Consider the following 20,940-nt stretch of genomic DNA (forward strand, 5'->3'; position numbering starts at 1 on the left):
TATAGTATGAAAGTATAAGGTTAGTATATATGAAACGTTCTCTCGACTCTAGAGTCGATTATAGTTTGCTCTTGCCAGTATTTTTTCTACTGGTTATTGGCGTGGTGGCTATCTATATAGCTGTTAGTCATGATTATCCAAACAATATTCTGCCCATTTTAGGGCAGCAGGTCGCCTGGATCGCCTTGGGGCTTGTGATTGGTTTTATCGTCATGCTCTTTAATACAGAATTTCTTTGGAAAATGACCCCCTTTCTATATATTTTAGGCTTGGGACTTATGGTTTTGCCGATTGTCTTTTATAATCCAAGTTTAGTTGCATCCACGGGTGCCAAAAACTGGGTATCGGTAAATGGTATCACCTTGTTCCAGCCGTCAGAATTTATGAAGATATCCTATATCCTCATGTTGGCCCGTGTCATTGTCCAGTTCACAAAAAAACATAAGGAATGGAGACGCACAGTTCCACTGGACTTTTTATTAATTTTTTGGATGATTCTCTTTACCATTCCAGTCCTAGTTCTTTTGGCACTTCAAAGTGACTTGGGGACTGCCTTGGTTTTTGTGGCTATTTTCTCAGGAATCGTTTTATTATCAGGGGTTTCTTGGAAAATTATTATCCCAGTATTTGTGACTGCTGTAACAGGAATTGCTGGTTTTCTAGCCATCTTTATCAGTAAGGACGGTCGTGCTTTTCTTCATCAACTGGGAATGCCGACCTATCAAATCAACCGTATTTTGGCTTGGCTTAATCCATTTGACTTTGCCCAAACAACCACTTACCAGCAGGCTCAAGGGCAAATCGCGATTGGGAGTGGTGGCTTATTTGGTCAAGGGTTTAATGCTTCTAATTTGCTTATTCCAGTTAGAGAGTCGGATATGATTTTCACGGTCATTGCAGAAGATTTTGGCTTTATTGGCTCTGTTCTTGTTATTGCCCTTTATCTCATGCTGATTTACCGTATGTTGAAGATTACTCTTAAATCAAATAACCAGTTCTATACCTATATTTCCACAGGTTTGATTATGATGTTGCTCTTCCATATCTTTGAGAATATCGGTGCTGTTACTGGCTTGCTTCCCTTGACTGGGATTCCTTTGCCTTTCATTTCCCAAGGGGGATCAGCTATTATCAGTAATCTAATTGGTGTAGGCTTGCTTTTATCGATGAGTTACCAGACCAATCTAGCTGAAGAAAAGAGTGGAAAAGTCCGATTCAAGCGGAAAAAGGTTGTATTAAAACGAATCAAATAAGGAGAAAATCATGATTAAAGTAGCAGTTATATTGGCTCAGGGCTTTGAAGAAATTGAAGCTTTGACAGTTGTAGATGTCTTACGTCGTGCTAATATCACTTGTGATATGGTTGGTTTTGAAGAGCAAGTGACGGGTTCGCATGCTATCCAAGTAAGAGCAGATCGTGTCTTTGATGGTGATTTATCAGACTATGATATGATTGTCCTTCCTGGCGGGATGCCTGGTTCTGCACATTTGCGCGATAATCAGGCCTTGATTCAAGAGTTGCAAAGTTTCGAGCAAGAAGGGAAGAAATTAGCAGCCATTTGTGCGGCACCAATTGCCCTCAATCAAGCAGGAGTTCTGAAAAATAAGCAGTACACTTGCTATGATGGCGTTCAAGAGCAAATCCTTGATGGTCAATATGTCAAGGAAACAGTAGTGGTAGATGGACATTTGACAACCAGTCGAGGCCCCTCAACAGCCCTTGCCTTTGCCTACGAATTGGTGGAGCAATTAGGAGGAGACGCAGAGACTTTACGAACAGGAATGCTCTATCGAGATGTCTTTGGTAACAATCAGTAAAACGGGAGTCAAACTCTCGTTTTTTTATGTGGAAAACTCAGGGAAATCATCGCTTTTTTAAGGAAAAAATGGTATAATGAAAGCTATGAAATATCACGATTATATCTGGGATTTAGGTGGAACTTTACTAGATAATTATGAAACTTCAACAGCTGCCTTTGTTGAAACTTTGGCACTGTATGGTATCACACAAGACCATGACAGTGTCTATCAAGCTTTAAAGGTTTCTACTCCTTTTGCGATTGAGACATTCGCTCCCAACTTAGAGCATTTTTTAGAAAAGTACAAGGAAAATGAAGCCAGAGAGCTTGAACACCCGATTTTGTTTGAAGGAGTTTCTGACCTATTGGAAGACATTTCAAAACAAGGTGGACGTCATTTTTTGGTCTCTTATCGAAATAATCAGGTCTTAGAAATTTTAGAAAAAACTTCTATAGCAACCTATTTTACGGAAGTAGTGACTTCTAGCTCAGGTTTTAAGAGAAAGCCAAATCCTGAGTCCATGATTTATTTAAGAGAAAAGTATCAGATTAGCTCTGGTCTTGTAATTGGTGATCGTCCTATTGACATCGAAGCAGGTCAAGCTGCAGGACTAGCTACCCACTTGTTTACCAGTATCGTGAATTTAAGACAAGTATTAGACATATAAGAAAAAGGAATAAGATGACAGAAGAAATCAAAAATCTGCAGGCACAGGATTATGATGCCAGTCAAATTCAAGTTTTAGAGGGCTTAGAGGCTGTTCGGATGCGTCCAGGGATGTATATCGGATCAACCTCAAAAGAAGGTCTTCACCATCTAGTCTGGGAAATTGTTGATAACTCAATTGACGAGGCCTTGGCAGGATTTGCCAGCCATATTCAAGTCTTTATTGAGCCAGATGATTCGATTACTGTTGTCGATGATGGACGTGGGATCCCAGTCGATATTCAGGAAAAAACAGGTCGACCTGCCGTTGAGACTGTCTTTACTGTCCTTCACGCTGGAGGAAAATTTGGCGGTGGCGGATACAAGGTTTCAGGTGGTCTTCACGGAGTAGGGTCATCAGTAGTTAATGCCCTTTCCACTCAATTAGACGTTCATGTCCACAAAAACGGAAAAATTCATTACCAAGAATACCGTCGTGGTCATGTTGTTGCAGACCTTGAGGTGGTTGGGGATACAGATAGAACTGGAACAACGGTTCATTTTACTCCGGATCCAGAAATCTTCACTGAAACAACAACTTTTGATTTTGATAAATTAAATAAACGGATTCAAGAGTTGGCCTTTCTAAATCGCGGCCTTCAAATTTCAATTACAGATAAGCGCCAAGGTTTGGAACAAACCAAGCATTACCATTATGAGGGTGGGATTGCTAGTTATGTTGAATATATCAACGAGAACAAGGATGTAATCTTTGATACACCAATCTACACAGATGGTGAGATGGATGATATCACAGTTGAGGTAGCCATGCAGTACACAACAGGTTACCATGAAAATGTCATGAGTTTCGCCAATAATATTCATACCCATGAAGGTGGAACGCATGAACAAGGTTTCCGTACAGCCTTAACACGTGTCATCAACGATTATGCTCGTAAGAATAAGTTACTAAAAGACAATGAAGACAACCTAACAGGGGAAGATGTTCGTGAAGGATTAACTGCAGTTATCTCAGTTAAACACCCAAATCCACAGTTTGAAGGACAAACTAAGACCAAACTGGGGAATAGCGAAGTGGTCAAGATTACCAATCGCCTCTTCAGTGATGCCTTCTCCGATTTCCTCATGGAAAATCCACAGATTGCCAAACGTATCGTGGAAAAAGGGATTTTGGCTGCCAAGGCTCGTGTGGCTGCCAAGCGTGCGCGTGAAGTCACTCGTAAAAAATCTGGTTTGGAAATTTCCAACCTTCCAGGGAAACTAGCAGACTGTTCTTCTAACAATCCTGCTGAAACAGAACTCTTCATCGTCGAAGGAGACTCAGCTGGTGGATCAGCTAAATCTGGTCGTAATCGTGAGTTTCAGGCAATTCTTCCAATCCGCGGTAAGATTTTGAATGTTGAAAAAGCCAGCATGGATAAGATTCTAGCTAACGAAGAAATTCGTAGTCTTTTCACAGCCATGGGAACAGGATTTGGCGCAGAATTTGATGTTTCGAAAGCCCGTTACCAAAAACTCGTTTTGATGACTGATGCCGATGTCGATGGAGCCCACATTCGTACCCTTCTTTTGACCTTGATTTATCGTTATATGAAACCAATCCTAGAAGCTGGTTATGTTTATATTGCCCAACCACCAATCTATGGTGTCAAGGTTGGAAGCGAGATTAAAGAATATATTCAGCCAGGAGCAGATCAAGAAATTAAACTCCAAGAAGCCTTGGCTCGCCATAGTGAAGGACGTGCCAAACCAACCATTCAGCGTTATAAAGGTCTGGGTGAAATGGATGATCACCAATTATGGGAAACAACCATGGATCCCGAACATCGCTTGATGGCCAGAGTTTCTGTGGACGATGCGGCTGAAGCAGATAAAATCTTTGATATGTTGATGGGGGATCGAGTAGAACCTCGTCGTGAGTTTATCGAGGAAAATGCCGTTTATAGTACACTTGATGTCTAAAAAATCGGGAGAAGTAGTTCCCTTGGTCTAAAAAATATGATATAATCATTACGATTGTTTCAAGTAAAAAAGGAGTTTGATATGTCTAATGGACAACTAATTTATTTAATGGTTGCAATTGCAGTCATTTTAGTTCTGGCTTATGTAGTGGCAATCTTTCTACGTAAGCGAAACGAGGGAAGATTAGAAGCGCTAGAAGAAAGAAAAGAAGAACTATACAATCTTCCAGTAAATGATGAAGTAGAAGCTGTAAAAAATATGCACTTGATTGGACAAAGTCAAGTGGCTTTCCGTGAATGGAATCAAAAATGGGTCGATTTATCTCTCAACTCTTTTGCCGATATTGAAAATAATCTTTTTGAAGCAGAAGGCTATAACCATTCATTTCGTTTTCTCAAGGCCAGTCATCAAATTGACCAAATTGAGAGTCAAATTACTTTGATTGAAGAAGATATTGCTGAAATTCGCAATGCTTTGGCAGACTTAGAGAAGCAAGAATCTAAAAATAGTGGTCGTGTTCTTCATGCTTTGGATTTATTTGAGGAACTTCAGCATAGAGTTGCTGAAAATTCAGAACAGTATGGTCAAGCCTTGGATGAAATTGAAAAACAATTAGAAAATATCCAATCTGAATTTTCACAATTTGTAACCTTGAATTCATCGGGTGACCCGGTAGAAGCTGCTGTGATTTTGGATAATGCTGAAAATCATATCTTGGCTTTGACACATATTGTTGATCGTATACCAGCAATTGTAACAACATTATCTAAAGAGCTACCAGATCAACTAGAAGATTTAGAAGATGGTTATCGTAAACTAATTGATGCTAATTATCATTTTGTTGAAACGGATATTGAAGCACGTTTCCACTTGCTTTATGAAGCATTCAAGAAAAACCAAGAGAATATTCGCCAGTTGGAATTGGATAATGCCGAATATGAGAATGGACAGGCACAAGAGGAAATCAATGCCTTGTATGATATTTTTACTCGAGAAATTGCTGCTCAGAAAGTAGTGGAAAATTTACTTGCAACTCTTCCAACTTACCTTCAACATATGAAAGAGAATAATACTTTATTGGGAGAAGATATTGCACGTTTGAGCAAGACCTATTTACTTCCTGAGACAGCTGCAAGCCATGTTCGTCGTATTCAGACAGAATTAGAGAGTTTTGAGGCAGCTATTGCTGAGGTAACTTCAAATCAAGAAGAACCAACCCAAGCTTATTCAGTTCTTGAAGAAAATCTTGAGGATTTACAAACTCAACTAAAAGATATTGAAGATGAGCAAATTTCAGTTAGTGAGCGCCTGACACAGATTGAGAAAGATGATATCAATGCACGTCAAAAGGCCAATGTTTATGTCAATCGTCTCCATACTATCAAGCGATACATGGAAAAACGCAATCTGCCAGGTATTCCACAAGCTTTCTTGAAGTTATTCTTTACGGCAAGCAATAATACCGAGGATTTAATGGTTGAGTTAGAACAAAAAATGATTAACATTGAATCTGTTACCAGAGTTCTTGAAATTGCAACGAATGATATGGAAGCTTTAGAAACGGAAACTTATAATATTGTGCAGTATGCAACCTTGACAGAGCAACTATTGCAATATTCTAACCGCTACCGCTCATTTGATGAACGTATTCAAGAAGCATTTAACGAAGCTTTAGATATTTTTGAAAAAGAATTTGATTATCACGCTTCATTTGACAAGATTTCTCAAGCATTGGAAGTGGCAGAGCCTGGTGTAACCAACCGCTTTGTTACCTCATATGAAAAAACACGTGAAACGATTCGTTTCTAAAATAATAAAAAAGATTTGATTGTGTGAGAAGCAGAATCAAATCTTTTTTATTATTTGTCTATAAAATCTTGTATGATGAGATCTCAAGATAAAAAATTGGAGACGATTTAAAAAGCAAGTCAGAACCTATGTTTGGTCTAGAAGGTTCAATAGCTTTCTAATCTCTCCAAAATTTTATTTGATTGGAATCGAAATTCCAATCAATTTCTCTGAGTAGAGTGTCTTGATATTGGCTTCATCAATAGAGTCCTTATCAATTTTACGTTTCAAGAAAAATTCTTGAATGGTTTCGATTTCAGGCTCACGAATAGCACGGTGTTTGTTTGAGATGAGGATTTCATAGTGAAGCGGCGCTTGGGTAAAAATAACATCTGTATTCCCCGCAGAATAAACCTCAACAAGGGTTGCATCGGTACTTTCTAGCTGACTTTTTACAAGTTGCGAGTGTGAGTTTGTCGTATTGATAAGCTTCATAATATTTCCTCCGATTTTCTAATTCTATTATAGCACTTTTTGAATAAAGTCGCTTGATTTATACTCAATGAAAATCAAAGAGCAAACTAGGAAGCTAGCCGCAGGTTGCTCAAAACACAGTTTTGAGGTTGTAGATAAGACTGACAAAGTCAGTGACCATATCTACGGTAAGGCGATGCTGACGTGGTTTGAATTTTATTTTCGAAGAGTATTAGTCAATCTTATGCTGCTTTTTCCAAGATTGGATGGCCCATTTATGGCTACCACGTTTGAGATTTTCAATAGCTTCATCAATAGGGAACCAGGCAATATGATTAAAGTCTTCTAGTGGCTTTTGCACTTCTTTGAAAGAAGTTGCTTCATAGAGGTAGGCAGGATTGTAGTAGTAGGTGTCACGATGACGAGAGTAGAAATATTCGTCAGCTTGTCCGTAATAGGCACCAATTTCAGCTGTGAAGCCAAGCTCTTCAATCAATTCACGTTTTAGGGCTTCCTGATGGTTCTCACCAGCTTCAATTTCGCCACCTGGTAGGAACCAAGCGCCATTGGGTGCTTGAACAAGAACAATTTGTTTTTGTTCAGCATCAGGTATAACTGCATATACGCCATAGCGTGAAACATAGTCTGTATTCGCTTTTTTTTCTCCGAAAGTTGGGTTTGCCATTGCATTTTCCTCATTATCTATTATCTTTATTATTATCTTAATGGACAAAGGCCTAGCTGTCAAGAATTTATAGTTATTTTAGTAAAAAGGAGCAGAAAATTTTCATTTTCTACTCCTTTTCTATAGGATTTATACTTCTTTTTCAGAAGTCTTTACTTCAGCTTTTTTGGCAGATTTGATTTGAATGTTACCCTTGCTGGTCATCACTGCCTTGAGGTCTTTTTCGATTGGATTTTCAAGGTAGTAGTCAGTGATTGCGTCCTCAATATAGTCTTGAATAGTACGACGAAGTGGGCGTGCTCCCATTTTTGGATCATAACCAAGGTCAACCAATTTTTCCTTGACCTTGTCGGTTACATCCAAATGAATGTTGTTGCTAGAAAGACGTTTGTTAACATCTGCAAGCATAAGCTCGACAATCTGAAGGAGGTTATCTTTGCTGAGAGCCTTAAATTCGATAATACCATCAAAACGGTTCATAAACTCTGGGCTAAAGAAGTTACCGAGTTCACCAAGAACAGAGTTGGTACGTCCTTCTCTAGCAGCACCAAATCCAACGCTAGCTTCTGCCTTACCTGTACCTGCATTTGAAGTCATGATGATGATGGCGTCCTTGAAGCTAACGGTACGTCCTTGTCCATCTGTTAAACGACCATCGTCCAAGACCTGGAGGAACATATGCATGACATCTGGATGGGCTTTCTCTACTTCATCCAAGAGAATAAGAGAGTAGGGATTGCGGCGGACTTTTTCAGTTAATTGCCCAGCCTCGTCATAGCCGACATAACCTGGAGGGGCACCGACTAATTTCGCCACACTGTGTTTTTCCATATATTCACTCATATCAAAGCGAATCATGCTGTCAGCAGAACCAAAAAGTTCAATGGCTAGTTGTTTGGAAAGTTCTGTCTTACCGACACCAGTTGGTCCGACAAAGAGGAAGCTTCCAATTGGGCGGTTAGGGGTACCAAGTCCGACACGATTCCGGCGAATAGCCTTGGCAATCTTATCGACTGCATCATCCTGCCCAATAACATGAGACTTGAGATCTTCGGCTAGATGGATGAGTTGAGATTGTTCTTTCTCTTTCAAATCGCCAACAGGGATATTGGTTTTCTGCTCGATAATGTGCTCAATGGTTTTCTCACTGATGATAGGAGTATCCTGGTCTGTGACCTTTTTCTTTTGCATTTCCTTATATTTGGCAATCTGGTCGCGGAAGTAGGCAGCCTTTTCAAAATCTTCTTCTCGTGTAGCTTGAGACTTGAGATTTTCAGCCTCAATCAAGCGTTGATCAATCACTTTAGGATCGACAAAATTCAAGGTCAAGTTCATCTTAGAACCAGCTTCATCTAGGAGGTCAATGGCCTTGTCAGGCAAGAAGCGATCTTGGATGTAGCGATTGGAAAGAGTTGCAGCTGCTTCAATTGCAGCATCGGTATACTGAACGTGGTGGTAGTCTTCGTATTTCTTTTGAATCCCTTTGAGGATAGTGATTGTTTCTTCTACTGTTGGTTCATCGACCTTAACTGGTTGCATACGGCGCTCTAGGGCAGCATCTTTTTCAATGATACGGTATTCATTGAGGGTAGTGGCACCGACCAGTTGCAGTTCCCCACGAGCAAGGGCTGGCTTGAGGATATTTCCTGCATCCATATTGCCATCGCCCGCAGAACCAGCACCGACAATTTCATGGATTTCATCGATAAAGAGGATGATGTCCTCACGTTTGCGAATTTCTTCCATGAGTTTTTGCATGCGTTCTTCAAATTGTCCACGGATACCCGTTCCTTGAACTAGGCTAACCACATCCAGACGGATGACTTGTTTTCCTTGTAGTTTATGGGGAACATCTCCATCAACTATTTTCTGAGCTAGACCTTCGACAACGGCAGTTTTTCCGACACCTGGTTCACCGATAAGAACAGGATTATTCTTGGTTCTGCGATTGAGAATTTCTATGACACGGATAATCTCATCGTCGCGCCCAATAACGGGGTCAATATCTCCACGACGGGCAATTTCAGTTACGTTGATACCAAATTCTTCCAGTAGGCCTTTTTCTTGGCTTGGTGGAGGAGTTTGAGCAGGTCCACGATTTTGGGAACCATAGCCGCCATTTCCACCGTAACCTCCACCTGATTGGGTTGGGGGAGTCGGAGGAGTATTGTTAGAAGGCCTGAAATTGTTTAGGTCATTGAAGAAATCACCAAAGGGATCAAAGTCACGATTGTTCAGATCCGTAATACCTTTAAAGAGGGTATTGTTAGGATCTGTCTTGATAATCTTATAGCAGTTTTGACAGAGGTCAATTTGTTTTTGTTTTCCATTGAGATTGGTGTAAAGATGAATTGTTGAGTCATTGATTTTACAGTTTTGACAAAGCATACATCTACCTCATTTCTTTCTTTAGCCTGACCTGTTTAAAGGTCAAAAATAGTCAAATTTCTATACTCTCATTATAACAGGATTGGGGTGTAAAGCAAGTAAAAAGATTGCAGCTTTGAGAAGTTGTTACAATGAAAATTTTTGAGATTTTAGGGAATAAAAAAATCCTATTTGCGAGACAAAAAGGATTTTGGTTAGACATGCAGGGTGTAATCCCAGCTTGTTTTGTATTAGTAAAGGAGTTCGTAAATCTCCATTGCAATCAAGTCAATGCTGTCAAACGTATAAGTTTCGCGAGCTTCGACATCACGAAGGGTAAAGATTGAGCCGTTTTCTTCGTCGTGGCTGTATGCAACTTCTGCAACAACAACTCCTTCGCGTTCAAAATTACGTTTTAAATTTCCGCCGTCTTTTGCCATTGCTTCAAGGCGGTTGATGATTCTAACCAAATGTGATTCCATTTTGATTCTCCTTCATTTCTTATCGTTACTATTTTACCATAAAGGAGGGCAACTTGACTAGAAAAAACTAAGATTTCTCGCTAATTCTACCATCTTAAAGATTTTTTGAATAAATTAGACAAAAGATTTGAATTTTAATTCAGTGCATGTTATAATCATACAGTATTCTATTTTAGAAAGCAGTGTGACTATGAATTTTTCTTTTTTACCAAAGTATTTACCTTATTTTAACTACGGGGCTGTCGTGACGGTTCTCATTTCTATCTGTGTGGTCTTTTTAGGAACCATTCTGGGTGTTGTCTTGGCTTTTGGGCAACGTTCAAAGTTTAAACCGTTTGTTTGGCTCGCCAACTTGTACGTTTGGATTTTCCGTGGGACACCGATGATGGTTCAGATTATGATTGCCTTTGCCCTTATGCACATCAATGCTCCGACTATTCAGGTTGGAATTTTAGGTGTTGACCTTTCTCGTCTGATTCCAGGGATTTTGATTATCTCTATGAACAGTGGTGCTTATGTTTCTGAGACTGTTCGTGCCGGAATTAATGCGGTTCCTAAGGGTCAGTTAGAGGCGGCCTATTCTTTAGGGATTCGTCCTAAAAATGCGATGCGCTATGTGATTTTGCCACAAGCTATCAAAAATATTTTGCCAGCATTGGGAAACGAATTTATCACTATTATCAAGGATAGTTCCCTCTTATCAGCTATCGGTGTCATGGAGTTGTGGAATGGGGCTACAACAGTTTCTACAACAACCTATCTACCTTTAACACCACTTTTATTTGCAGCCTTTTATTACTTGATTATGACTTCTATTTTGACAGTAGCCTTGAAAGCTTTTGAAAAACGTATGGGACAAGGAGATAAAAAATAATGACAGAAACCTTGATAAAAATTGAAAATTTACATAAATCCTTTGGAAAGAATGAAGTATTGAAGGGCATCAACCTCGAGATTAAAAGAGGAGAGGTTGTCGTCATCATCGGTCCTTCAGGAAGCGGGAAATCTACCTTGCTTCGTTCTATGAATTTGTTAGAAGAAGCGACCAAGGGGAAGGTTATCTTTGAAGGAGTCGATATTACGGACAAGAAGAATGATCTGTTTGCTATGCGTGAGAAGATGGGGATGGTTTTCCAACAATTTAATCTCTTTCCTAATATGACTGTGATGGAAAATATCACTTTGTCTCCTATCAAGACCAAAGGTGAAAGTAAGGAAGTTGCAGAGAAGAGAGCTCAGGAACTTTTGGAAAAAGTTGGTTTACCAGATAAGGCAACTGCTTATCCACAGAGTTTGTCAGGTGGTCAGCAACAACGGATTGCCATTGCGCGTGGTTTGGCAATGGAACCAGATGTTTTACTCTTTGACGAGCCAACTTCAGCCTTGGACCCTGAAATGGTTGGTGAGGTTCTAGGTGTTATGCAAGATCTAGCCAAGTCAGGAATGACTATGGTTATCGTAACACATGAGATGGGATTTGCTCGTGAGGTGGCAGACCGTGTCATCTTTATGGCAGACGGTGTGGTTGTTGAAGACGGAACACCTGAACAGATTTTTGAACAAACTCAAGAACAACGGACTAAAGACTTCTTGAGTAAGGTTTTATAAGTTAGCTTTGTTTAGCTATTTGTAGCCAACTTTACATATAAAATATAGATTAATGAAAAGCTCGAACCGAGCTTTTTCTTATAGTTTGAAACTATAAGATAGCCTAGGAAAGAAGTGTTAGAGGGGATTAGCAGTTTTTGGTATAATGGAAGATATTTGAAAGAAAAGAGAAGTGATATGACACAGATTATTGATGGGAAGGCTCTGGCAGCTAAGTTACAAGGACAGTTGGCTGAAAAGACTGAAAAATTAAAGGAAGAGACAGGTTTAGTACCTGGTTTGGTAGTGATTTTGGTTGGGGATAATCCAGCAAGCCAAGTCTATGTTCGTAACAAGGAGAGGTCAGCCCTTGCGGCTGGTTTCCGTAGTGAAGTTGTGCGAGTTCCAGATACCATTACTCAAGAGGAATTGTTAGACTTGATTGCCAAATACAATCAAGATCCAGCTTGGCATGGAATTTTGGTCCAGTTACCATTACCAAAACATATTGATGAAGAGGCGGTTCTATTGGCCATTGATCCAGAAAAGGATGTGGATGGTTTCCATCCCCTAAACATGGGACGTCTCTGGTCTGGTCATCCAGTCATGATTCCTTCTACACCTGCAGGAATTATGGAAATGTTTCATGAATATGGGATTGAATTAGAAGGTAAAAATGCGGTCGTCATCGGTCGTTCTAATATCGTTGGAAAACCTATGGCCCAGCTTCTTTTGGCAAAGAATGCTACAGTGACTTTGACCCACTCACGGACTCATAATCTTGCCAAGGTGGCTGCTAAAGCAGATATTCTGGTTGTTGCAATCGGTCGTGCCAAGTTTGTGACTGCTGACTTTGTCAAACCAGGTGCGGTAGTCATTGACGTTGGGATGAATCGTGATGAAAACGGAAAGCTCTGTGGGGATGTGGATTATGAGGCAGTTGCCCCACTTGCTAGCCATATTACGCCAGTTCCTGGAGGTGTGGGTCCTATGACCATTACTATGCTGATGGAGCAAACTTATCAAGCAGCACTCCGGACATTGGATAGAAAATTTTAAAAGTAAGATTACAAAAGGAGGTATGCGCCTCCTTTTTGTTGTATAATGGAGTGAGGTGATTAGATGATTTTAAAAATTTATAATGGAGAATATAGTTTACAATGGGATGGAATATACTACTTAGCACTAATTGATTATCCAAATATTCAAGAGTGGGAATTAGAAAAAATTGCTAAATTTATAGCTTACGAAAAACTTCATAAACGTCAAACAAGTATTGAGTGTGCTGATTCTTGTTTAAAAAAAGAAATTTTAGATTACATCTGTCAGCATCCCTTTCTGCCACCATTTACCCCTACAGATAAAAGAGTAGCCTCGACTTATGATCTACATAAGAGGTTAGTGACTTCAGACTACTGTAGTCATACTACGACTATAGATGCAGCGATTTCTATCTTTAAAACAGGTCAGCTCTTATCTGCTGTGAAAGCCTTTGGGCGAGATGCTGAGGAGTTGGTTTTGGATATTAGAAATGCTGCATCGGATCCGATAGATTATTTTGACTATGTCATGTTAGGGTGGTCAAATACAAGTTCTGGTTATCGATTAGCGATGGAGCGTTTATTAGGTCGAGCTCCTTCAGAGAAAGAATTACAAGACAAGTTTATTCCTGGAGTGAGTTTTCATTTTATCTATACAGATTTGATTAAAGTTACTGGTTATATTTTTGATGGCTGCCATGTTGCAAAAATTAAGGACATGTTGAATTTATTTAGTGAGTTGTATATTTGTATTATTCCAACTCATAATAAGAGCCAATTTGAAAATATTATTCCAACTAAAATACAAGATAGGGTGCATTATCTTGACTATGCTGGAGAAGACTTAGAAGAGTGGACTAAGAAAGTCTATCAAGTTGTTTTAAAACAATCAAATAAAGGATAGTTGAGGAAAAACGATGAGAGTGATTGAGCAAACCTTACTAGAAAAAGTCATTATTGAACGTTCTCGTACCAGTCATAAAGGAGACTATGGCCGTCTGCTGTTGCTTGGTGGGACTTATCCTTATGGTGGTGCTATCATCATGGCTGCTTTGGCAGCTGTTAAAAGTGGAGCTGGTTTGGTGACTGTTGGAACAGATAGGGAAAATATCCCGGCTTTGCACAGTCATTTACCTGAGGCTATGGCCTTTTCTCTTCAAGACCAGCAATTGTTAAAAGAGCAATTGGAGAAGGCAGAAGTGGTCTTAGTGGGGCCTGGTTTACGAGACGATGCTTTTGGAGAAGAACTAGTCAAACAGGTCTTTGCTAATTTAAGCCAAAATCAGATTTTGATTGTAGATGGAGGTGCCTTGACTATTCTTGCTAGAATAAGTTTGTCATTTCCGTCTAACCAGTTTATCTTAACTCCCCACCAAAAAGAATGGGAAAAGATGTCTGGTATTGCTATTGAAAAGCAAAAGGAAGCTGCAACGGCTAGTGCCCTGACTTTCTTTCCTCAAGGAACAATTTTGGTGGAGAAAGGTCCAGCTACTCGTATTTGGCAAGTTGGCCAATCTGATTATTACCAGTTACAGGTTGGCGGTCCCTATCAGGCGACTGGGGGAATGGGAGATACTCTTGCTGGAATGATTGCAGGATTTGCAGGCCAATTTCGACAGGCCAGTCTCTACGAACGTGTGGCAGTAGCGACTCATCTTCATTCAGCCATAGCCCAAGAACTATCTCAAGAACATTATGTGGTCTTGCCGACGGAAATCAGCTCTTATCTGCCCGAAATAATGAAAAAAATATCTCAAAAAGGCACCTGATAGTTTCAGGCGCCTTTATATTTTTAGAAAAATCCTTTAATCTTTCCAACGAGGCCATCTAGACCTTCAGAACCAGAAATCAACTGCTGAGCTTGAGAGAAGTATTCTCCAAGCTGTTCTTGATTTTCTGCAACAAATGTTTTTGCAGCTTCGAAATCTTTTGTTTCGATTAACTCTTTTACTTGATTAAACAAATCTAATGGGTTCATCTTATTTCTCCTTTTCTGTACTTAACTATTTAATCATCTTTATGATAAAAAATCAACTGTTGCTGCTTTTGGATAGGACCTGTTTTTATCTACAAGTTCTCATAACTAAGATTCTAACTACCAAAACAAGGTGGACATAAAAATAAAAATGTTCGGGTTTTTCTAGTGTATCCATGAAATAAAAACGGATACATGTTATAATAGAAATAGCTCTTTAATGGAGGTGTTTGAGTGGAAAATCTGAAGAAAATGGCAGGTATCAAGGCTGCTGAGTTTGTCAAGGATGGCATGGTAGTCGGACTTGGAACGGGGTCTACTGCCTATTATTTCGTAGAAGAAATCGGTCGTCGGATCAAGGAAGAAGGGTTACAGATTACAGCTGTAACGACTTCTAGTGTGACTAGTAAACAGGCTGAAGGTCTTAATATCCCGCTCAAGTCTATTGACCAAGTAGATGTTGTCGATGTGACAGTCGACGGGGCGGACGAAGTGGATAGTCAGTTTAATGGAATCAAAGGTGGTGGTGGTGCCCTTCTGATGGAGAAGGTTGTCGCAACGCCCTCAAAAGAATATATTTGGGTGGTGGATGAAAGCAAGCTGGTAGACAAACTAGGTGCTTTTAAATTGCCTGTGGAAGTGGTTCGGTATGGCGCAGAACAGGTTTTCCGTCGTTTTGAGCGAGCTGGCTACAAACCAAGTTTCCGTGAAAAAGACGGCCACCGTTTTGTGACGGATATGCAGAATTTTATCATTGACCTTGCCTTGGATGTCATTGAAGATCCAATTACTTTCGGACAAGAATTGGACCATGTCGTTGGTGTTGTAGAGCACGGCTTATTCAACAAAATGGTGGATAAGGTCATCGTTGCTGGACGAGACGGAGTTCAGATTTTAACTTCAACAAAAGCAAGATAACTAAAATAATAAGGAGATACACTATGTCAAAATTTAATCGTATTCACTTGGTGGTATTAGATTCTGTAGGAATCGGTGCTGCACCAGATGCTAATAACTTTGTCAATGCAGGGGTTCCAGATGGAGCTTCTGACACACTGGGACACATTTCTAAAACAGTTGGTTTGAATGTGCCAAACATGGCTAAAATTGGTCTGGGAAATATTCCTCGTGAAACTCCTCTTAAGACTGTTCCAGCTGAAAGCAATCCAACAGGATATGCAACAAAATTAGAGGAAGTATCTCTTGGTAAGGATACTATGACTGGACACTGGGAAATCATGGGACTCAACATTACTGAGCCTTTCGATACTTTCTGGAATGGATTCCCAGAAGAAATCTTGACAAAAATCGAAGAATTCTCAGGGCGCAAGGTTATTCGTGAAGCTAACAAACCTTACTCAGGAACAGCCGTTATCGATGACTTTGGACCACGTCAGATGGAAACTGGAGAGTTGATTATCTATACTTCAGCTGACCCTGTTTTGCAGATTGCTGCCCACGAAGATATTATTCCTTTGGACGAATTGTACCGTATCTGTGAATACGCTCGTTCGATTACCCTTGAGCGCCCTGCCCTTCTAGGTCGCATCATTGCCCGTCCATATGTCGGTGAGCCAGGTAACTTCACTCGTACAGCAAATCGTCGTGACTTGGCCGTATCTCCATTTGCACCAACTGTTCTCGATAAACTCAATGAAGCTGGTATCGATACTTACGCTGTTGGTAAAATCAATGATATCTTTAACGGTGCGGGTATCAACCATGATATGGGTCATAACAAGTCAAACAGCCATGGAATTGATACACTATTGAAGACCATGGGCCTTGCTGAATTTGAAAAAGGCTTCTCATTCACAAACTTGGTTGACTTTGATGCTCTTTACGGTCACCGCCGTAATGCTCATGGTTACCGTGATTGCTTGCATGAGTTTGATGAACGCTTGCCTGAAATTATCGCAGCCATGAGAGAGAATGATCTTCTTTTGATTACTGCGGACCATGGAAATGATCCAACCTATGCAGGAACAGACCACACTCGCGAATATATTCCATTGTTGGCTTACAGTCCTGCCTTTAAAGGAAATGGTGTCATTCCAGTAGGACATTTTGCAGATATTTCAGCGACTGTTGCTGATAACTTTGGTGTTGAAACTGCCATGATTGGGGAAAGTTTCTTAGATAAATTGGTATAAGATGACACGCTATGCTTCGCTAGTGAGAGGTATCAATGTTGGGGGCAAGAATAAGGTCGTCATGGCGGAGCTTCGTCAAGAATTGACCGAGTTGGGAATGGAAAAGGTTGAAACTTACATCAACAGTGGTAATATTTTCTTTACTTCGACAGCTCCCAAAGCCCAATTGGTTGAAAAGTTAGAGGCCTTCTTTGGAGTCCATTATCCATTTATTCAGAGCTTTTCCCTACTGAGTCAAGAAGACTATGAAGCAGAAGTGGAAAATCTACCAGATTGGTGGAACGAAGACTTGGCACGAAAAGACGTCCTCTTTTACACTGAGGGCTTGGATGTGGACCAAGTCATCGCGACAGTTGAGAGTTTAGAGCTGAAAGATGAAGTTCTACATTTTGGAAAACGTGGGATTTTCTGGGGGAAATTCTCTGAAGAATCCTATTCTAAGACTGCCTATCATAAGTACTTACTTAAGATGCCATTCTATCGCTACATTACCATTCGCAATGCAAAAACCTTTGACAAAATCGGTCAAATGCTTAAAAAATAATAAAGGAGACACACAATGACATTTTTAGATAAAATCAATGAAACAGCTGCTTTCCTGAAAGACAAGGGAATCCAAGCGCCTGAGTTTGGTCTAATCCTTGGATCAGGACTTGGAGAACTGGCAGAAGAAATCGAAAATCCAGTTGTAGTAGACTATGCTGATATTCCAAACTGGGGCCGCTCTACAGTAGTTGGTCACGCTGGTAAATTGGTATATGGTGAACTTGCAGGGCGCAAGGTCTTGGCTCTTCAAGGTCGCTTCCATTTCTATGAAGGAAATCCTCTGGAAGTTGTGACCTTCCCAGTTCGTGTGATGAAAGTCCTCGGATGTGAAGGTGTCATTGTAACCAATGCAGCTGGTGGTATTGGTTATGGGCCTGGCACTTTGATGGCTATCTCAGACCATATCAATATGACGGGGCAAAACCCATTGATGGGTGAAAACTTAGATGAATTTGGTCCTCGTTTCCCAGATATGTCTAAGGCCTACACACCAGAATACCGTGCTACTGCCCATGAAGTGGCTAAAAAACTTGGTATCAAACTTGATGAAGGTGTCTATATCGGTGTTACTGGTCCGACTTATGAAACACCAGCAGAAATTCGTGCCTATAAGACACTGGGAGCTGATGCAGTCGGTATGTCTACTGTTCCTGAAGTTATTGTAGCAACCCACTCAGGTTTGAAAGTTCTAGGAATTTCATGTATTACTAACTTTGCAGCTGGATTCCAAGAAGAACTCAACCACGAAGAAGTTGTAGAAGTGACTGAACGTGTTAAAGGTGATTTCAAAGGTTTGCTTAAAGCAATTCTTGCTGAATTGTAATCATGTTAATTGAATTGAGGAGTATTTTTCGAAAAATCCCTTATAATTTTAGATTATTCATAGCAGTAATTCTTCAAGGAATAGTTTCGGGTTTATCTGGTATAGTTCTCCATTATCTTTTAGAGATGGTGGAGGAGCTAGTTTTTGTTCAGTCAGAGCATCATAGTGGATTTTTGACAGATGGAGTTTCCTCCTCACGGATAGGACTAAGTTTAATAATCGTGGGTCTTAGCTCATCCTTGATCTGGTATTTCTTGCAAAAAGGGTCGAAGATTTATTCCATCAAAGCTCAGATGAAGGATGAGACTTCACAATACAAGCTTCATTTTCTAAAACAGCTATTTCATTCAATTTGGCAGATTATTGCAGTTGGAGGGGGAGCGCCTATTGGCAAAGAAGCTGCACCACGAGAGATTGGGACTCTATTTGCAGGAAAAATTGGAAAAATATGTATACTGTCTATGAAGGATCGTATCTTTCTCCTTGCTTGTGGTGCTGGTGCTGGTTTAGCGGCTGTTTATCAGGTTCCATTAACAAGTGTCTTCTTTGTTTTTGAAACCCTAGGAATTGCTCTATCTATTAAACGATTTGTCTTAGTCGGTTTGACTACCTATGTCTCAACCTATATAGCAGGCTGGGTTATTTCAGATCAGGCTCTCTACCAGATTCCAGCTATCACATGGTCATTAAAGGAAATATGGATTATTCCCTTATTACTTCTTTTCTTAACTCCACTAGCTTGTCTTTTTGGTCGCTTAAGTAAGGCAGCGTCTTCAAACAGAATAAAAGATAAACGAATACTTCTAACATTGCCCTCAGCTTTTCTTTTTCTTGTTGGTCTTGCAAGTTCCTTTCCACATCTACTTGGAAATGGACGGATGATGGCTCAGGAAATTTTAAATGGTAGCAGTGGTCAAACAGTGCTTCTCATGTTTTTCCTAAAAGCAGTGGTCGTTCTTATTATCCTTTGGGCAGGGGCCTATGGTGGTACTCTTACACCATCTTTTGCCTTGGGGATAGCTGGAGCTGCCCTCTTGGGCATGATTCTAGGTTTGGACAGTCAGCCAACCGTTTTACTTTTGGGATCGGTTTGCTTTTTGTCTGTGACCTTGAGGGCGCCCATTTCTGCAACAGGATTAGTTATAGGTTTCACTGGGCTAGGTATAGATTCTCTTCCGTATCTCTTAGTAACAGCTGTTTTAGCCTATGAATTTGCAAAAATGTTAGACCACTTTCCTTGGGCTAGCATACTGAGTCAGAAGTCAAAGAATAAAGTAATTAGGTAGGAAATTCCCATTTCTTCTAGTCAATGATTTGATTTAAAAGATTAAAAAAACTCTCAATTTATTTATAACTGTTTTAAATAAAAATGAAGTAGGCCTATTGGAATCTTGATTGAATCCGATTTTTCCTAGTTATGAAATATAAAAATAAAAAAAAGAAAGGTAGAGCGTGTGTTCTGATTTGAACACGAGCGAAAAACTTTTCTAAAAACTCAGAAGAGAAGGGGAGTTCGGGATTGAATTGAAGCCGCTCTAATCTTCTCAATATCATCAAAATTAAGAAAGAAAGGAATTGAACCCACCCTAAAAGCAGTGGGGGAAAGATAGTTGGTCTAGCGAGCATCGCTCACTGCGCCCAACTCCTATTTTCCCTTCGCTTTTTGACGGGTTTGGTATCTTTCTGATTATAAATTTTAGAATAAAGAAAGGATGGGTTAACTGTATTCATTGAACTGAATACGGGCGGAGAACTGTGTAAAAAAGATAAACTGTCTAGCATCTGAGATGCTTCGTCAGTTTCCTATTTTTACTTTGTTCTCTGTCGCCCTTTATATCTTAACTATGTCTATCCATATTGCTGCTCAGCAGGGTGAAATTGCTGATAAAATTCTTCTTCCTGGGGATCCTCTTCGTGCTAAATTTATTGCGGAGAATTTCCTTGAAGATGCTGTTTGTTTTAACGAAGTGCGTAACATGTTTGGTTACACTGGTACTTACAAGGGCCACCGTGTATCTGTCATGGGAACTGGGATGGGGATGCCATCGATTTCGATTTATGCGCGTGAGTTAATTGTTGACTACGGTGTGAAGAAATTGATCCGTGTGGGAACAGCAGGTTCATTGAATGAAGATGTTCACGTTCGTGAATTAGTTTTGGCGCAGGCAGCGGCAACCAACTCTAACATCATCCGCAATGACTGGCCACAGTACGATTTCCCACAAATCGCTAGCTTTGATTTGCTGGACAAGGCCTACCATATCGCCAAAGAACTCGGTATGACAACCCACGTTGGGAACGTTTTATCATCTGATGTTTTTTACTCAAACTACTTTGAAAAGAACATCGAACTTGGTAAATGGGGAGTCAAGGCTGTGGAAATGGAAGCAGCAGCCCTTTACTATCTGGCAGCCCAACACCATGTTGACACGCTTGCTATCATGACTATTTCTGATAGTTTGGTCAATCCAGATGAAGACACGACTGCAGAAGAACGTCAAAATACCTTCACCGATATGATGAAGGTTGGTTTGGAAACCTTGATTGCAGAATAAAAGGGAACACAAAAGGAAGATTTTCTGAATGAAAATC

At 40.1% G+C, this 20,940-nt stretch carries 21 protein-coding genes; 16 read left to right on the plus strand and 5 right to left on the minus strand.

The genetic code is table 11. The features are described from left to right. Positions 1-29: 29 nt before the first annotated feature. The 5 genes from STYK_RS04215 to ezrA all read left to right on the plus strand — a co-directional run bounded on the left by STYK_RS04215 (position 30) and on the right by ezrA (position 6,237). Positions 30-1,253 (plus strand): FtsW/RodA/SpoVE family cell cycle protein, encoded by a 1,224-nt coding sequence (locus tag STYK_RS04215; RefSeq protein ID WP_261042535.1) that lies wholly within the window; start codon positions 30-32, stop codon positions 1,251-1,253. 10 nt (positions 1,254-1,263) lie between these two features. Then, entirely contained in the window at positions 1,264-1,818 is a 555-nt protein-coding gene (locus tag STYK_RS04220; protein ID WP_261042538.1) for a DJ-1 family glyoxalase III, read from the plus strand. Positions 1,819-1,903: 85 nt separating this feature from the next. After that, entirely contained in the window at positions 1,904-2,467 is a 564-nt protein-coding gene (locus STYK_RS04225) for an HAD family hydrolase (RefSeq protein ID WP_261805380.1), read from the plus strand. 14 nt (positions 2,468-2,481) lie between these two features. Then, positions 2,482-4,428, plus strand: a complete 1,947-nt coding sequence (gene gyrB, locus STYK_RS04230; protein WP_050242423.1) for a DNA topoisomerase (ATP-hydrolyzing) subunit B — start codon at positions 2,482-2,484, stop codon at positions 4,426-4,428. An 81-nt stretch (positions 4,429-4,509) separates the two neighbouring features. Next, positions 4,510-6,237, plus strand: a complete 1,728-nt coding sequence (gene ezrA / locus STYK_RS04235; RefSeq protein ID WP_061654061.1) for a septation ring formation regulator EzrA — start codon at positions 4,510-4,512, stop codon at positions 6,235-6,237. A gap of 174 nt (positions 6,238-6,411) precedes the next feature. Here ezrA and STYK_RS04240 read toward each other — a convergent pair whose 3' ends face one another. The 4 genes from STYK_RS04240 to STYK_RS04255 all read right to left on the minus strand — a co-directional run bounded on the left by STYK_RS04240 (position 6,412) and on the right by STYK_RS04255 (position 10,224). Further along, the gene (locus STYK_RS04240; RefSeq protein ID WP_000767194.1) at positions 6,412-6,711 is read right to left on the minus strand and encodes a DUF1827 family protein; all 300 of its coding nucleotides are present in this window, start codon (positions 6,709-6,711) and stop codon (positions 6,412-6,414) included. A 211-nt stretch (positions 6,712-6,922) separates the two neighbouring features. Continuing rightward, positions 6,923-7,375: an NUDIX hydrolase gene (locus tag STYK_RS04245; protein ID WP_020902950.1), complete on the minus strand. Its 453-nt coding sequence runs from the start codon at positions 7,373-7,375 to the stop codon at positions 6,923-6,925. Between the two features lie 129 nt (positions 7,376-7,504). Beyond that, the gene (locus STYK_RS04250) at positions 7,505-9,763 is read right to left on the minus strand and encodes an ATP-dependent Clp protease ATP-binding subunit (RefSeq protein ID WP_261805303.1); all 2,259 of its coding nucleotides are present in this window, start codon (positions 9,761-9,763) and stop codon (positions 7,505-7,507) included. A 230-nt stretch (positions 9,764-9,993) separates the two neighbouring features. Then, positions 9,994-10,224, minus strand: a complete 231-nt coding sequence (locus STYK_RS04255; RefSeq protein WP_000443570.1) for a DUF1797 family protein — start codon at positions 10,222-10,224, stop codon at positions 9,994-9,996. 190 nt (positions 10,225-10,414) lie between these two features. Between STYK_RS04255 and STYK_RS04260 the strand changes: the two genes are divergently transcribed. The 5 genes from STYK_RS04260 (at position 10,415) to STYK_RS04280 (ending at position 14,620) form a co-directional block, all read left to right on the plus strand. After that, positions 10,415-11,098 (plus strand): amino acid ABC transporter permease, encoded by a 684-nt coding sequence (locus STYK_RS04260; RefSeq protein WP_033686685.1) that lies wholly within the window; start codon positions 10,415-10,417, stop codon positions 11,096-11,098. After that, entirely contained in the window at positions 11,098-11,832 is a 735-nt protein-coding gene (locus STYK_RS04265) for an amino acid ABC transporter ATP-binding protein (RefSeq protein ID WP_023946442.1), read from the plus strand. Before STYK_RS04260 ends, STYK_RS04265 begins: the two co-directional genes overlap by 1 nt. Before the next feature lie 177 nt (positions 11,833-12,009). Then, entirely contained in the window at positions 12,010-12,870 is an 861-nt protein-coding gene (locus tag STYK_RS04270) for a bifunctional methylenetetrahydrofolate dehydrogenase/methenyltetrahydrofolate cyclohydrolase (protein ID WP_261097267.1), read from the plus strand. A 63-nt stretch (positions 12,871-12,933) separates the two neighbouring features. Continuing rightward, entirely contained in the window at positions 12,934-13,755 is an 822-nt protein-coding gene (locus STYK_RS04275; protein ID WP_261805304.1) for a phosphate ABC transporter ATPase, read from the plus strand. A gap of 13 nt (positions 13,756-13,768) precedes the next feature. After that, positions 13,769-14,620, plus strand: a complete 852-nt coding sequence (locus STYK_RS04280) for an NAD(P)H-hydrate dehydratase (RefSeq protein ID WP_261805305.1) — start codon at positions 13,769-13,771, stop codon at positions 14,618-14,620. A gap of 23 nt (positions 14,621-14,643) precedes the next feature. Here the strand turns inward: STYK_RS04280 and STYK_RS04285 are convergent, their stop codons facing one another. Beyond that, positions 14,644-14,829: a hypothetical protein gene (locus STYK_RS04285; RefSeq protein WP_001068558.1), complete on the minus strand. Its 186-nt coding sequence runs from the start codon at positions 14,827-14,829 to the stop codon at positions 14,644-14,646. Between the two features lie 231 nt (positions 14,830-15,060). On the opposite strand from STYK_RS04285, the gene rpiA reads away from it, so the two are divergent. The 6 genes from rpiA to deoD all read left to right on the plus strand — a co-directional run bounded on the left by rpiA (position 15,061) and on the right by deoD (position 20,903). Continuing rightward, on the plus strand, positions 15,061-15,744 hold the full coding sequence (gene rpiA / locus STYK_RS04290; RefSeq protein WP_261805306.1) for a ribose-5-phosphate isomerase RpiA: 684 nt from the start codon (positions 15,061-15,063) through the stop codon (positions 15,742-15,744). Between the two features lie 23 nt (positions 15,745-15,767). After that, on the plus strand, positions 15,768-16,979 hold the full coding sequence (locus STYK_RS04295) for a phosphopentomutase (protein ID WP_000033118.1): 1,212 nt from the start codon (positions 15,768-15,770) through the stop codon (positions 16,977-16,979). Between the two features lies 1 nt (position 16,980). Next, entirely contained in the window at positions 16,981-17,523 is a 543-nt protein-coding gene (locus STYK_RS04300; RefSeq protein ID WP_261027842.1) for a DUF1697 domain-containing protein, read from the plus strand. Positions 17,524-17,538: 15 nt separating this feature from the next. Beyond that, positions 17,539-18,348 (plus strand): purine-nucleoside phosphorylase, encoded by an 810-nt coding sequence (locus STYK_RS04305; RefSeq protein WP_261027841.1) that lies wholly within the window; start codon positions 17,539-17,541, stop codon positions 18,346-18,348. A 2-nt stretch (positions 18,349-18,350) separates the two neighbouring features. Next, a complete protein-coding gene (locus STYK_RS04310) occupies positions 18,351-19,634 on the plus strand; it encodes a chloride channel protein (RefSeq protein WP_060628513.1) in 1,284 nt (427 codons plus the stop codon). Positions 19,635-20,192: 558 nt separating this feature from the next. Continuing rightward, on the plus strand, positions 20,193-20,903 hold the full coding sequence (gene deoD, locus STYK_RS04315; protein WP_261022008.1) for a purine-nucleoside phosphorylase: 711 nt from the start codon (positions 20,193-20,195) through the stop codon (positions 20,901-20,903). Positions 20,904-20,940: the final 37 nt, after the last annotated feature.

It is taken from the genome of Streptococcus toyakuensis (assembly GCF_024346585.1).
Lineage (GTDB): Bacteria > Bacillota > Bacilli > Lactobacillales > Streptococcaceae > Streptococcus > Streptococcus toyakuensis.